Origin of the sequence: Paenibacillus sp. GM2FR, assembly GCF_002803325.1 — a bacterium.
Classification (GTDB): domain Bacteria; phylum Bacillota; class Bacilli; order Paenibacillales; family Paenibacillaceae; genus Paenibacillus_AQ; species Paenibacillus_AQ lautus.
Genome location: NZ_MKZM01000008.1, coordinates 3,810,813 through 3,824,627, shown reverse-complemented (window position 1 = coordinate 3,824,627; position 13,815 = coordinate 3,810,813). Strand labels below are relative to the sequence as shown.

12 protein-coding genes are annotated in these 13,815 nt (G+C 48.9%); 5 read left to right on the top strand and 7 right to left on the bottom strand.

Annotated features, from left to right (window positions below):
• Window positions 1–89 precede the first annotated feature (89 nt).
• Complete coding sequence (locus tag PAEVO_RS17310) at window positions 90–722, bottom strand: nitroreductase family protein (protein WP_100538659.1); 633 nt, start codon at window positions 720–722, stop codon at window positions 90–92.
• Window positions 723–901: 179 nt separating this feature from the next.
• On the opposite strand from PAEVO_RS17310, the gene PAEVO_RS17305 reads away from it, so the two are divergent.
• Both PAEVO_RS17305 and PAEVO_RS17300 read left to right on the top strand, forming a co-directional pair.
• Window positions 902–2,248 carry an aminotransferase-like domain-containing protein gene (locus PAEVO_RS17305; protein WP_100538658.1) on the top strand — a complete coding sequence of 449 codons (1,347 nt, stop codon included), beginning with the start codon at window positions 902–904 and terminating at the stop codon, window positions 2,246–2,248.
• Window positions 2,249–2,282: 34 nt separating this feature from the next.
• Complete coding sequence (locus PAEVO_RS17300; protein WP_100538657.1) at window positions 2,283–2,657, top strand: winged helix-turn-helix transcriptional regulator; 375 nt, start codon at window positions 2,283–2,285, stop codon at window positions 2,655–2,657.
• Between the two features lie 72 nt (window positions 2,658–2,729).
• On the opposite strand, the gene PAEVO_RS17295 is transcribed toward PAEVO_RS17300, so the two are convergent.
• From PAEVO_RS17295 to mgtE, 3 genes are all read right to left on the bottom strand, one after another.
• Complete coding sequence (locus tag PAEVO_RS17295) at window positions 2,730–3,806, bottom strand: SDR family oxidoreductase (RefSeq protein ID WP_100538656.1); 1,077 nt, start codon at window positions 3,804–3,806, stop codon at window positions 2,730–2,732.
• 218 nt (window positions 3,807–4,024) lie between these two features.
• A complete protein-coding gene (locus PAEVO_RS17290) occupies window positions 4,025–4,621 on the bottom strand; it encodes a DUF1349 domain-containing protein (protein WP_100538655.1) in 597 nt (198 codons plus the stop codon).
• A gap of 338 nt (window positions 4,622–4,959) precedes the next feature.
• Window positions 4,960–6,315 carry a magnesium transporter gene (mgtE, locus tag PAEVO_RS17280; protein ID WP_100538653.1) on the bottom strand — a complete coding sequence of 452 codons (1,356 nt, stop codon included), beginning with the start codon at window positions 6,313–6,315 and terminating at the stop codon, window positions 4,960–4,962.
• Window positions 6,316–6,531: 216 nt separating this feature from the next.
• Between mgtE and PAEVO_RS17275 the strand changes: the two genes are divergently transcribed.
• The gene (locus PAEVO_RS17275; protein ID WP_100538652.1) at window positions 6,532–7,452 is read left to right on the top strand and encodes an aldo/keto reductase; all 921 of its coding nucleotides are present in this window, start codon (window positions 6,532–6,534) and stop codon (window positions 7,450–7,452) included.
• 162 nt (window positions 7,453–7,614) lie between these two features.
• Here PAEVO_RS17275 and PAEVO_RS17270 read toward each other — a convergent pair whose 3' ends face one another.
• Window positions 7,615–8,511, bottom strand: a complete 897-nt coding sequence (locus PAEVO_RS17270) for an NAD(P)-dependent oxidoreductase (protein ID WP_100538651.1) — start codon at window positions 8,509–8,511, stop codon at window positions 7,615–7,617.
• A gap of 185 nt (window positions 8,512–8,696) precedes the next feature.
• On the opposite strand from PAEVO_RS17270, the gene PAEVO_RS17265 reads away from it, so the two are divergent.
• On the top strand, window positions 8,697–9,653 hold the full coding sequence (locus tag PAEVO_RS17265) for a 3'-5' exoribonuclease YhaM family protein (protein ID WP_100538650.1): 957 nt from the start codon (window positions 8,697–8,699) through the stop codon (window positions 9,651–9,653).
• A gap of 64 nt (window positions 9,654–9,717) precedes the next feature.
• On the opposite strand, the gene PAEVO_RS17260 is transcribed toward PAEVO_RS17265, so the two are convergent.
• Both PAEVO_RS17260 and PAEVO_RS17255 read right to left on the bottom strand, forming a co-directional pair.
• Entirely contained in the window at window positions 9,718–11,175 is a 1,458-nt protein-coding gene (locus tag PAEVO_RS17260; protein WP_100538649.1) for a HAMP domain-containing sensor histidine kinase, read from the bottom strand.
• On the bottom strand, window positions 11,172–11,861 hold the full coding sequence (locus tag PAEVO_RS17255) for a response regulator transcription factor (protein ID WP_100538648.1): 690 nt from the start codon (window positions 11,859–11,861) through the stop codon (window positions 11,172–11,174). Before PAEVO_RS17255 ends, PAEVO_RS17260 begins: the two co-directional genes overlap by 4 nt.
• Before the next feature lie 351 nt (window positions 11,862–12,212).
• On the opposite strand from PAEVO_RS17255, the gene PAEVO_RS17250 reads away from it, so the two are divergent.
• Window positions 12,213–13,418, top strand: a complete 1,206-nt coding sequence (locus tag PAEVO_RS17250; protein WP_100538647.1) for a DUF418 domain-containing protein — start codon at window positions 12,213–12,215, stop codon at window positions 13,416–13,418.
• The last annotated feature ends 397 nt before the right edge of the window (window positions 13,419–13,815 follow it).

Genomic DNA, 13,815 nt, shown 5'->3' with positions numbered 1-13,815 from the left:
GTATTTATTCTATCAGACGCTTTCCACTCAAAAAACCTAATAAAATTAGGTTTTTCACCTAAAAATATTAGATCTTTTTTAGTTGAGCCTTAGAAGTGATTCCAAATTACCGTCTTTTCTACCGGTAAACGGGTAGAAGGATGAGCCGGAACGGTCTTCTTACCGATCGCAACCAGCATAACGGGAACCAAATGGCGCGGAACCCCGAATGCTTCCGTGAGTAGGCTTGCGTTGTATCCGCCCATCGGGCATGAATCAAGACCGCGTGCCTTTGCAGCCAGCATGAGCTGCATGGCGGCCATGGAAGCGCTCCGTATCGCTTCTTCCTGGGCGAGTTCAGGGGCGTTGGTGTACGAATTCATAATTTGCCGAACCAGATTCGTTTTGACCTCCTCTGGCATGAACCCTGCCTGAACCGCTTGGTCATATATCGCTTCAGCATGTTGATGGGCCTGCAGGTTTCCCAACACCGCGATGACAGCGGAGGCTTCAACGATTTGCCTTTGTCCATATGCGATGGGCAGCAGTTTTTCTTTGGCTGCCTTATCTGTAATGGCAAGATACGTCCAATGCTGCAGATTCCAAGCGGAAGGTGCGGTACTCGCAATCTCAAGCAATTCTTGAATCTCTTCATGACGGAGGTTGTGCTGCGGGTCAAAATGTTTAACCGCTTGACGTTCACGTACAGTAGTTAAAAAATCGGTATGCGAGATGGATGACATACGAATCAGCTCCCTATCACAGTTATCTTCATTCTTAAAGCTGGGAAGGTGTTCCCCAAGCGGCGAACGGTTACTTGAAATATAGGATAATGATGCGTTTGAAACCATTCCCTATTTTCACAACTGTACCGATACAGTGGTGAGGTCCTGTATAATAAGAGTCACAAGGGGGCGTGATCGTGAAAAAGTATTTATCCATTCTTACCGATATGGAATTAAAAATTCAGGAAGGCCAATACCGTTCAGGGCAGAAGCTGCCTTCCGTTCGAAGTGCGGCACAATCCTACGGGTGCAGCATCAGTACGGTGATTCGTGCCTATTCCGAGCTTGAGAAACGGCACGCCATTTATTCGGTTTCGCAAAGCGGCTATTATGTCGTCCAGAAAGACGGGGATTCGGATAACATGGATAAGAGTTGGATTGATTTTGCATCGGCCTCTCCGGACGTGAATGTATTCCCGTATCTGGATTTTCAGCATTGCCTGAACAAGGCGATTGATACCTATAAATACGAGCTGTTTACCTATGGCGATCCGAAAGGGATGGAGAAACTGCGCCATACGCTGGTCTCCCATCTGGCAGGAGCTCAAGTGTTCACTACCGCGGAGAGGATCATGATTACGGCGGGCGCCCAGCAGGCACTTGAGATTTTGACTAAAATGCCGTTTCCCGGCGGAAAGTCCGTCATTCTGGTCGAACAGCCTAGCTACAATAATTATTTGCAGTTGTTGGAGAGTGAAGGAGTACCCGTTATCGGAATCGCGCGCACGGCAGCTGGCATCGATCTGCAGGCTCTGGAGGAGCATTTCCGCTCCGGACATATTAAATTTTTCTATACCATGTCGAGATATCATAATCCGCTGGGCACTTCCTACAGCGCCGAACAGAGGAAGGCCATTGCGAAACTGGCGACCCGATATAACGTCTATATCGTCGAAGACGACTATATGGCCGATCTAGGCGAAGAACGGGGATATGATCCTGTCTATGCGTACAACAGAACATCGCACGTCGTATACCTGAAGAGCTTCTCCAAGATCATTTTCCCCGGACTACGCTTAGGAGCCGTCGTCCTGCCGGAACGTTTGCTTGAAACGTTTCATGCTTTCAAAAGTTATGGGGATACGTCGCTGCTGTCCCAAGCGGCGCTCGAAATTTATATCAGCAACGGGATGTACGAGCGGCATAAGCAGAAAATTTACAGCCAGTATGAAACCCGAATGCAAGCCCTGAATGCCGCTTTGCAGCGGTACGAGGGAACCGGATTCATTGAAGCCATGCCCGGCGACGGCGGCATATATAAACTGTTTAAGCTGCCGCAGACCGTTAACCTGGAGCGATTGATCAGGCGGCTGCAAGAGCGGAACGTTCATGTGGTGTCCGGCAAGCTTTTTTATCTGTCCGACTACCTTATGCGCGAGAAGTTTATACGTATCAGTATTTCCAGAGCGCGATTGGATCAGATCGAGGAAGGGGTTCGTGTTATAGTGGAAGAAGTAAAGCGAGAGGTCGGAAATCACTGGTAATGCCATATCGTGGAACGAAGGAGCGAGGCTTTTCATGGAGCATAAGGAAAAAGTATACAACACCGCGGTCGAAGCTACGCTGGAGGTCATCGGCGGAAAGTGGAAACCGGTCATTCTATTTCATCTTACCTTCGGTAAAAGACGCAACAGCGAATTTTTAAGCCTGATTCCCCAGATCACCCAAAAAATGCTGACACAGCATCTGCGGGAGCTGGAAGAGGAGGGCATTATATTACGCAAGACGTATAATCAGGTTCCGCCCAAGGTGGAGTATGAATTGAGCGAGTATGGCTGGAGCTTGAAGGAAATTCTTCATTTGATGTGCAGATGGGGAGATATTCATATCGAACGGAAGTATGGGGAATCGGCCATGGTGCTGGAGAAGCCGGCATTTGAGGATCGGCATTAAAAGGTGTGATAAATGAAAGAGCCGACTATTCCACGTATAGTCGGCTCTTCGTCATGCAGCTTGCGCGATGATTTATGGAATAACGTTACGCCGCCGGAGCTCGTCAAAGATATTCATGAACATGGCTTCCGTATCGACATACTCATGAAAACCGAAGCGGCGTGCCTTCGAACCGTCTGCAAAGAAATCATAATCCCAGGAGAACACAAAATCACCGAACTTCCAGGATGAAACCTCTTGATACGTGTGCTCCGCAAGTCCATGCAACTCAACCATACGATTCCAGACCGGCTCTTTATCCGCCATGACCGTTTCCAGATTCATCTGCAGGGGCGGCGCGGTTTCCATGCCGAAATAATTCGCAATCTTCGGCCACAACTCGTTCCAGCGGAACAGGTCCCCGTTCGTGATGTTAAATGCTTGATTGGCGCATCGTTCATCGGTAGCAGCCCAAACCGTGGCCTTGGCGAGCAGATCGGCATCGGTCATCTCCAGCAGACTGTGATAGGCTCCCGGCTTACCTGGGAAACGCAGAGGAATGCCGAGCTCTTTTGAAATCGAGGCATAGACGGCAATGACCATCGCCAGATTCATCGGGTTTCCAAGGGCAAATCCGCTGACAACGGATGGACGCAGCGCGGACCAGGTCCAGGCTTTGCCTTGCTGCCGTTCCTCCAAAAAGTTCTGCTGATCGATATTGAATTCTGGCGGCATATGGTTCGCATCCGTCTCCCGGGCCGGCGTCTTGAATGGACCGAGATGCGCGCCGTATACCTTGTAGCCCTGCATCAGGCTGACATGCTGCAGATTGGCAGCAATGGGCTCGATAGCTTCCACGACATGGACAAGCATGGCCAGATTTGGTGCGACAAGCTCGGCCCACGTTGGCCGGTCCTGATAAGCCGCATAGAAGATATGCGTCACTTCGGTCAAAGAGCTTAATTTGGCAATCGTATCCTCCCGATCAAGCAGGTCGGCGGAGATATAACGTACGCGGTTCGTGGAATCTCCGCCTCGGCGCGATACGCCGACGATATCCCAGCCTTGAAGCGTCGAAAGGTGCTCGATGAGGTTGCGGCCGATCACCCCGTTGGCCCCTACAACCAAAGCTGTTTTTTGCGAATGATGTGAACGTTGATCTGTATTCATAGGTTCATCTCCCTAACGTGATGTTCTTGATTAATGTCATTTTGCACGTTAGGGTTCGGCTTGAGAAGTACGCACTTTGAAGTGATATAATTACTTTTTGGTAATGTTTAAGTTATGCCAACCATTTTTCAATCTAAGGAGATACGATGAGCTCACCCTATCATTTTCATGATGGCCAGTTCGAGTGAGAAAAATGTTATTATTTTGAATATATTATACTAAAACCTGCTTTTCTCATCCGATTCAGATAAAAACAAAGACAGAAATTGGACTCGACAACCTGCTCCCATCGGTGATTGGGCTACCACACCCGCTGTAAATGGAGTCGAGGCATCCATTCCAAAGTATCGAATCAATTTCCAAGCTTCACCATCCGATGAGTAGTAAAAAGAAATAGTTCTATCCTTCTTCGTTATTTTTAGATAAGGCTTGCTAACGAATACACGCTCGGAATTACAATCATCCGAAAAGCCGTTCTGGGTAACAACGGACACAATCGTAGCATACTCACCATTGTATTCAAAACATAGCTTGGCCCAATTATTCTCGTCTGCCATCAACATCAAGCACCCGGAATCATATAAATGGAGCATATCTACCTGAAGCTGCGTTACTAGCTGGAAGGTAGAATCAACCTGAAGGTGAAGATAGGGGGCAGAATGAGCTATATGTTTTCCTCCAGGGTCTTTGAAAAAGTCTGCCTTCGACGGGGCATCCATGATTAGCCGGTCATCTGATGTAAACTCCCAATGCTCAGGCTCATTCAACCACATTAATTTCTGTCTTGTTTCGGGATGAAATAAATTCATACTCATAACCATCACTCCTCTATTGGATTGAATGCAAACTTCATGTTGAACCAAGCCGGGCAGATTCTAGCATATAACATATACTCTATGTACTTCGTATTTAGCATGTTTAAGTTCTTGATCTGAACTACATATATAATAAACCAGGTGGCATCATTTGCAAGAAAAAAAAGGTAGAAAAGGAAATGTATCATCATGCTTGTTCCGTAAGTTTTCATAAGACCCAGCCGTTTTTGAGTTGATGATATCCTCGACATCGAACTGCCGGATTCCAAATAAAAAGACTTCCGGTGAATGAATCGGAAGTCTTTTTTTTGAAAGGGAATGTTCATCCCGGCGGTCGGCTAGATATAGGACAGAAACAGGGTCGCGATGCCAAAGTAGATGACAAGCGAGAGAATATCGTTAATGGTTGTAATTAACGGTCCCGAGGCCACGGCCGGATCAATTTTGAATTTGAACAGAATGAGCGGAATGATTGTACCTGCCATCGTGCCCACGATGAGTGTTGCAATCAACGAGCTTCCGACCACAAACCCCAGATAGAGATTGCCCTGCCAGAAATATGCGATCAAGGATATCAGGATCCCGCATGTGACCCCGATCATCAAGCCGACCTTCAGCTCTCTTGCTAACAGCCGGTACACCAGCGATTTGGTCATTTCTTTCGTAGTCAGGCCGCGTACAATAACAGCTAGCGACTGCGTGCCGGTATTGCCGGTCATTCCGGCAATCATGGGCATGAAGAAGGCTAGCGCCACAACCTGTGCCAGCGTCTCTTCAAATCGGGAAATGATCGTTCCCGAGATCAGACCGATGAATAAGAGCAGGATCAGCCACGGTAATCTTCGAAAGGCGGCAACGGTTGCTTTGGTGTTGAAGTCAATGGATTTGCCCCCGGTGGCGTTCATTTTTCGAATATCCTCATCGGCTTCCTTGATGACGACGTCGAGAATATCGTCAACCGTAATGATGCCTACAAGTTTGTTATCCTGTTCAACGACGGGGATGGCGACCAGATCGTATTTTTGGATCATCTGAGCGACTTCCTCCTGATCGGCATCCACAGGTACGGACAGCACCCGGCTGTGCATGATATCCACCATATATTCATCCGGTTCGGCCAAGATAAGACCCCGGTAAGACACCACGCCCATCAGTTTCTTGTCTTGGTTTATGACGTACAGATAGTTGATCGTTTCGGAAATGGAGACGTAGGTTTTCAGCTTCTGGACGACCTCGGATACGGTGTAATGCTGGGGAATCCACACGTAACGATTGGTCATGATTCGGCCCGCAGTTTCCGGCGGGTATTTCATCAGGTTCAAGACAAATTGGGATTCCTCGTCCCGCATTCCCTTGAGGAATTCGTCTTTCTGCTCAGGTGACAGCTCATCCAGCAAAATGGCGAGGTCGTCGTTATCCATCAAGTCCATGATGATGGCCGTTCTTTCTTTGCCCAGCCTGCCCAAAACTTCGATCTGCTGGTCATGCTCCATTTCCTGAATCATATCGGCCAGCTGCTCCTCGTTCAGAAACTGCAGAAATCGGGTCTGGTCCGCATCGCTGAGATGGCTATGTATTCTGGCCAGGTCATAAGGAAGAAATTCATCGATCATTCGCTGAAAGTCATTGGGTGTTTTTGCTTTCAGACTCTCTATAATGTCCGGCATCCATTGCTCCAGTGTCCGAGTATTCACGCCGACAATCCTCCTTTCTGATTCCGTTCTATAATAACGAAATGATTACGTATTATAGGGTTCACCATAACGACTTATTATTAAACAATCCGGATACGGCGAGCGGATGAAAAATATAGGTGATGGACGAGAAAAAAGAGTCCGCAGCATCAGTTGCAAACGGTTGCAATTTCAAATAAGATATAGGCGCACAAATCTAAGAGTAGGGGTGAGTATATGAAGTACAGACGTCTCGGAAAAACCGATCTGAAAGTATCGGTAGTCGGTGTGGGAACCTGGCAGTTTGGCGGTGATTGGGGGAAGGATTTCAACCAACAGGAAGTCGATGCCATTTTAACGCATGCGAAGGAGCTAGGCATTAATCTGCTCGATACAGCCGAATGTTATGGTCCTCATCATATGTCCGAGAATTTCATCGGTGATTTCTTGTCGCGCGACCGCCGCGAGGATTGGGTCATTGCCTCGAAGTTTGGTCATCGATGGCATGAGCAGTGGGAGAACGCATGGGATACGAAGCAGATTCGAATTCAGCTCGAGGAATCACTTAAAGCGCTTCGTACCGATTACATCGACCTGTATCAATTCCATTCCGGCTCGGATGAAGTGTTCAACAATGATGAGATGTGGACGATGCTGGACAAGCAGGTTCAGGCGGGAACCATCCGTAATCTGGGCATTTCTATTGGAAGTAACAGAAACATCTATCAAACGGATAAGGCTGCGGAGGTGAATGCCAAAGCCATTCAGGTCGTGTATAACCGTCTGGAGCAAGCTCCGGAGGAAGAGGTTCTTCCTTCATGTTTGAAGCAGGATCTTGGAGTATTGGCGCGAGTTCCGCTTGCAAGCGGGTACTTAAGCGGAAAGTATAAGCCAGGGACGGTCTTCAGCGATAACGTGCGCAAGAACCGTGACCAGGACGAGATCAACGCCAAGCTGAAGCTTGTGGAAGAGATTAAGCAGAACGAAGTGCCGGAGGGCGTGAATATGGCCGAGTGGGCGCTGGCCTGGTGCTTGAAGCATCCGGCTGTCAGCTGCGTCATTCCAGGCTGCAAGAGCGTCGAGCAGGTGGAGGCAAACGCGAGAGCCGTGGAGCTGGATTTGGTTCAAGACGACCATCCGGGTGCATGGAAATCTTAAAATTAATACTGGCCTCGACTCGAATGCGAAAAGGCGATGACAGAAAAAGCACCCGCGGGTGCTTTTTCTTGTGTCATCCGTATCTTGTTGGAAACCGATCAACCATTCGCTTCTCAGGCAAGAATCGAAATTTAAAGTTCACTCGATGATGCGCGGGATGGTTCAATGCGATGATGCCGCGGTTTTCCTGAACGATTCAATCAGGCTGGTAAAGCTGTCCCCTTCACGGCCATTCGCCAACCCCCGCTTGAAGATCTCCAGAACCGCTTCAGGCAATGAAGCGTCAACGCCTGCATCCTGTGTGGTATGAACGATGTGCTCAACGCTGGCAACGCCCATGGCGAGCCGATCTACGTCCCCCGGATATTCTCCTGCATCGATGCGCGGGGTATAGAACTCAATGAATTGTGGCAGCGAAGCCATCGTGCTGATTGCATGTGACTTCAATTGCTCTGCCGTGATGCCGTTCGCTTGTCCTACTGCAACAGCGTGGAGATAACTGAGCATAGCCGTCCAGAACATATCCATTCCGATCTGATAATACAGCGCGGCGAGTCCAGGATCTTCCCCCCTGTAGTCCGTGCTAGTCAACACTTCAAGCACCTCCTTGTGTGCCTCGAAGACATCCAAGGGTCCGCTGTAAAAGGTGAAGGATTCCGACTTGCCGATTCCCGACGGAGGAACCTGCACACCGCCTGTTAGATGCGAAGCACCATGTCCGGCCAGCCATTTGGCTGCTTCCCGGGCTTTCTCCGGGGTGTCCGAGCTTAGATTAACGAATACCTTGCCGGCGAGGCTTTCTATGGCATTTTCCAGGATGGCGTACATTGCGCTGTAGTCGGTAAGACTTAGAAGCACTAGCTCATTGGCATCCAGTGCTTCCTTAATTGTAGAGGCTCCGACAGCTCCCAGTTTGATAAGCTCATCGGCTTTGCTGGCCGTACGATTCCACAAGGTGACTGCGTGGCCATGGTTTAGAAACGTGCGTGCCATCGCTTGGCCCATCGGTCCCAGGCCTATGATCGTCACTGATGATTGACTTTGCGTACTGTTTTTCATATTGAATTATAGCTCCTCTCGATAAGTCTAACCCCATGCTAAACGATGACACTGGTGTCAAAGTCAACTGCTGAAGTTCGGCTTATGATTCTGTGATTTTGCAGAGCGGATATTTCAGTGTGATAGACTCATTGCACGGGACTTTGTTATAGTTAACTTAACGGGATTTTTTGGGGAGGAACCAGATGAAACCTATTAATAAACTTAGCATTCAAGATGATTTTGTTGGTTTTTACTTGCTGAAGGAATTAAATATGAGACAGACCAACGGCACGCCGCCGAAAGATTATTTTGACATTATTCTCTCGGATGCGAGCGGCCAGATTTCGGCCAAGTACTGGGATGTGACCATTCAGGATAAAGAAACGTTCCTGCCGATGCAATTAGTCAAAATCCAGGGAACCGTGCTGAGCTACCGGGATCAGCCTCAAGTCAAAATCAGCCGAATCCGCAAGGCAACGGATGAGGATGGCGTTTCCTTGACCGATTTTGTGAGGGCTGCGCCAATTCGCCCCGTGGATCTGTTACATACAATTAAACTTACGATGAACGAGATTGCGGAGCCGCAGGTACGAAGCATTGTGCAGTATTGCGTGTCGAAGGTGGAAGAGAAGCTGATGCATTATCCGGCTGCCAAAACCTATCATCATGCCTATTTTGCCGGACTTGCCTATCATATTGTCCGCATGCTGGAGATTGGCGATTTCATCTGCAAGCAGCGGCCGTTTCTGAATCCGGACTTGATCAAGGCCGGCATTATCCTGCATGATATCGCAAAGCCGGAAGAGATGATCGCCCAGATGGGCATCGTTACGGACTACAGCAACCAGGGAAAGCTGATCGGACATATCGCCCTGGCATCCAACTGGATCGTGGAAGCGGCCATTCAGAACGACATCGCGCTGGAATCCGAAGTGGTTTTGGGCTTGCAGCATCTCGTACTTTCCCACCATAACCTCGGAGAGTGGGGGAGCCCGGTTCAGCCGCAAACGGCCGAAGCCGTCGCGCTGCACCATATCGACCTGCTGGACGCCAAGCTGCAGATGGTGGAGGACGCCCTGGATACGACGCTTGAAACGGAGCCATGGACACCGATGATCCGCGGACTCGACAATAAGGCAATTTATCGGTTAAAGGTATAACGATTGAGGCATCCCCCGATTCATGGGATCGGGCAGGATGCCTCTTTATGATGCCTCGGGAGGCTTATGATTCTTGGATCGGTATGGTAAAGCGGATTGTCGCCCCGCAAGGTGAGGTATTCTCGGCGGAAATATGCCCTCCATGATGCTGAATTAGAAGTTTGGCGATATACAGCCCCAGACCGGAATGCCCTTTTTGTCTGGAGGAAGGATGTTCTCCTTGATAAAACTGCTTAAATACCTGCTGCAGATCTTGCTGCTTCCCAAAGCCTGCTCCATTATCCGTAACAGACATCATCACCTGCTGCTCGGTGAGTTCGATACGCCATAGAATCTGTCCGGCTTCAGGGGTATATCGAATGCTGTTCGAAACGAGATTATCCAGAACCTGCATGATGCGATAAGGATCCAAGATGACGGGTTTCTTGTTCATTCGGTTATCATTGATTTCTGTATGGAAGGTTATGTTCATATTGCTGCATAAAGCGGTATATTCCATGGTTTTTTCATCCGCCAGCTCCTCAATATCCACGGGAAGGGGCTGGAGCCGAAAAGACACCTTTTCAATTTCTGCGATGGTGTTCATATCCTGAAGAAGTTTCGAAGCACGTGCCGTGTTGCGTTTGATGACTTGCAGATATTGCGATCGTTTGGTTTCATAAGACTCCCCGCTCATCTGCTCCAGGCCTTCAACATGTCCTTGAATAATCGTAAGCGGTGTCCGAAGGTCGTGAGCGAGAGCCGCAAACATGGTGCTTCGATCCTGCTCCAATCTCCATTCCCGCTCGATGGATTGCTCAAGCTCTTGACGCATGTCCTCAAAAGCATTCGTAAGCCGGTTAACTTCCGTTATGGACGATGTTCCTGTCATGGAAAAGTGTAAGTTTCGCTCTTTAATCTGTTCGGCTCCTTGCAGAAGCTGCTGCAGCGGAGTGCTGATCTTTCGGCTGAATCGCCTTCCGAATATCAGAGTGAACAGGATGATATACAGAAAAGGGGTCAGAAAAAAGGCCAGGAACCCGAAGGTTACCAAAGGATTCAGCGCCGGATTGGCTGCCGTCACCTTCAGGTTGTATCCAAGCAGAAGAGCCCCTGCAAGATCTCCGTCACTGGAGACAACCGGAATGTACTTAACGACTTGATTCATGCTTCTGTGGATCTGGTTTAAGCGTGCCATGATCTTCCGCCGGTCAAGCGATTCGTAGAGAGGAAGATCCCCGTATAAAGGTTCGCCGGTAAGGGACACAACGAGGTAGGACATGCCCTGCGAGGGGATTACCTTTTCCAGATCGGCTTGTCCCTGCGTGCTGATGACCGAATCGCCCCGGGCCTCGACGTATTCCGAAATAACAGGGATTTGAGCTTCGTAATGATTCGCCGGGAGCGCGATGTCATGGTTGAACAGGTACCCGAGCAGCAGCACGAGCAGCCCCCAGGTTACAAGCGTAGCCAGCAGGCTGCAGGCCAGAATCGAGACGAAATGGCGGGCGAACGTGTTTTTGATGGAACGCTGCTTCATCATTTGGGATCCCACTTGTAGCCAATGCCCCATACGGTTTGAATATAGCTGCGGTTCTGTGCATGGGCGGCCAGCTTGGCCCGGATTTTCTTGATGTGCTCGGTAATGGTAGCGTCGTCCCCCTCGGCGTCAAACCCCCATAACTTCTCGTAAATCTGCTCTCTGGAAAAGACCTGCCCCTGATGCATCGCCAGCAGTTCCACGATCTGATACTCCTTATTCGTCAGAGCGATGCTGTGCCCGTTGCAGCTAACAGCATGTCCCTTGCAATCGATCGTCAGGGCTTGGAACCGCAGGATGCCTTGTTCTTTTTGCGTGTGGATTCTCTGTTCTCGCCTAAGATGGGCATGGATTCTGGCTTTCAATTCCGCGAGGCTGAAGGGCTTGAGCAGATAATCGTCCCCGCCCGCAGCCAGCCCTCGTATCCGGTCCACTTCACTTTGGCAAGCACTCAAGAACACAATGGGACACTGCGTCCTTTCCCTAAGGTGCTCGCAGACCTCAATGCCGTTCATCTCGGGCATCATCACATCGAGTATGATCAGGGACGGTTGTTGTTTGCTCTGGATCAATGCATCCCGTCCACTTCCGGCAGTCAGTACGTGATAGCCTTCAAGCTCCAGCGCGTCTTGTATAAAAGAGATGATCTCTTCTTCATCATCTACCAATAGGATCGTTTCGTTTGCCATATCGATTACTTCCTCCAAGAAATAGCTTTTAAAATATATCTGATTAGTGTACACGTCATTTCTAAAGAATGAATAAAGAAAGTTGGATTACTTGAAGTTTATAAGTGCCCATACTTCAACGGAGCAGACGGAATCATTCTGGAGAAGCGGCAGCGGTCGCCTTTGCTCACGGATTTCAACCATTCTTTAGTGGATAGATAGAAATCTGGGGGCAACAGCGATCGGAAGAATGATCCGCATGCGGAGTGATGTTTAAGCTACTGTAAATTTACAGGTTAGTAGATGAGTTTCTTTATCCTTTCTTTATGATTGTACCTTAACCTGAAGGCACATTGATAAGGAGGTACAATGATGGCAACGAATCTACAGCCAAGAATAAGGCTCATTGACAGTTTGAGGGGATTTGCACTATTAGGCATCTTTTTGGTGAACATTACGTTTTTTACGACATCGCTACAAACGATTTCTTTCGGGGTCGAATTATGGTCAGGCTGGTACAATGAAGTCCTGATGCTGCTGCGCGGAATTGTCATTGACGGCAAATTTATTTTGATTTTCTCTTTCCTGTTTGGTTTTGGCATGGTGATGTTACAGGAGAGCAGTCAGGCAAAAGGCCGGAACTTTAATCGCATCTATGCTCGAAGGTTGACGGCATTGCTTCTGATCGGTCTGATCCATGGAATCCTGATTTGGTACGGAGACGTTCTGACCCACTATGCACTCATGGGTTTTCTACTGATGCTGTTTCAACGCTGCAAGCCGAGAACGCTGCTGATCTGGTCACTGTCCCTGCTGCTGCTCGTTCCCGTTCTCCTGACGGGAGCAAGCCTGCTGAGCTCTTCGGCCGGACAAGTCTTTGAGCCGTTTAGCCAGGCGGATGCCCATCAGATCGGAATCTATTTCCAGGAGCGGGATGCCGCCATATACGGTGAGGGGACGATGGCCAAGATCATCGCTCAGCGGCTGAATGATTACATCGGCTCCATCTTGAATATGGTGGTCTTTTACCCGCAAGTATTAGGGATGTTCCTAATGGGTGCCTACTTCTGCAAGCGCCGTATTTTGCATGAGGTCCGGAAGAACCGGAAGGGGATCATCCGATTGGTCGCGATGGGCGGAGGTCTGGGTCTTGTCCTTCAACTCGTGATGTCGCTGGCGGAAGGACTTCCATCCTGGGGCGAGGCCGTCGTTTTATTCGTTGGGGCACCACTCTTGACCCTGGGCTATATCGGATTGTTTGCACTTTTATACCAGAACAAATCGTGGCAGAAGGTGTTGGATCTATTTTCTTATCCGGGAAAAATGGCTTTCACCAACTATTTGCTGCAATCGATCCTTTGCGGATTGATCTTTTACAGCTACGGATTGGGGTGGTACGGAATGATCGAACCGATCTGGCAGATGGTGATGGTATTCATTATCTTCGCTATGCAAGTTGTATTCAGTAGAGCCTGGTTAAAGCGGCTTCCGATCGGACCATTTGAATACGTTTGGCGCATGTTTACGTATTGGGGAAATCCGGTGAAACAAAGAGAAAGGGTGCATGTTTCTTCCTGAAGAACAAGGCCGCCCATTTAAGTCTTCGCTGCATCAAAGCACCCAAGCTTTAAATAAAACTCTTGCATTATCGATCCCGGGTGTAATACAATGCTTCTTAATTAACCAACACGATATGTTATAACAAGCGATGATGGAAAGAGTAAGCGAAAGAACGTTCCTGACAGGAAAGGGCCGCCACCGACTGAGAGCGCCCGGGCGAAGGTTCTCCGCTGAAGTTCATTCCGGAGCTGGTATGCTGATAATCTGCATGTTTCGTGCAGATGGTAGGTTTACCCGTAACCCTTGCGTTAAGAGGTTCAAGTGAGATGTGTTTGCTTTTTTTTGCATATCTAATAAGGGTGGTACCACGACTCCTCGTCCCTTTCCGGGCGGGGGGTCTTTTTGTTTTCATAAA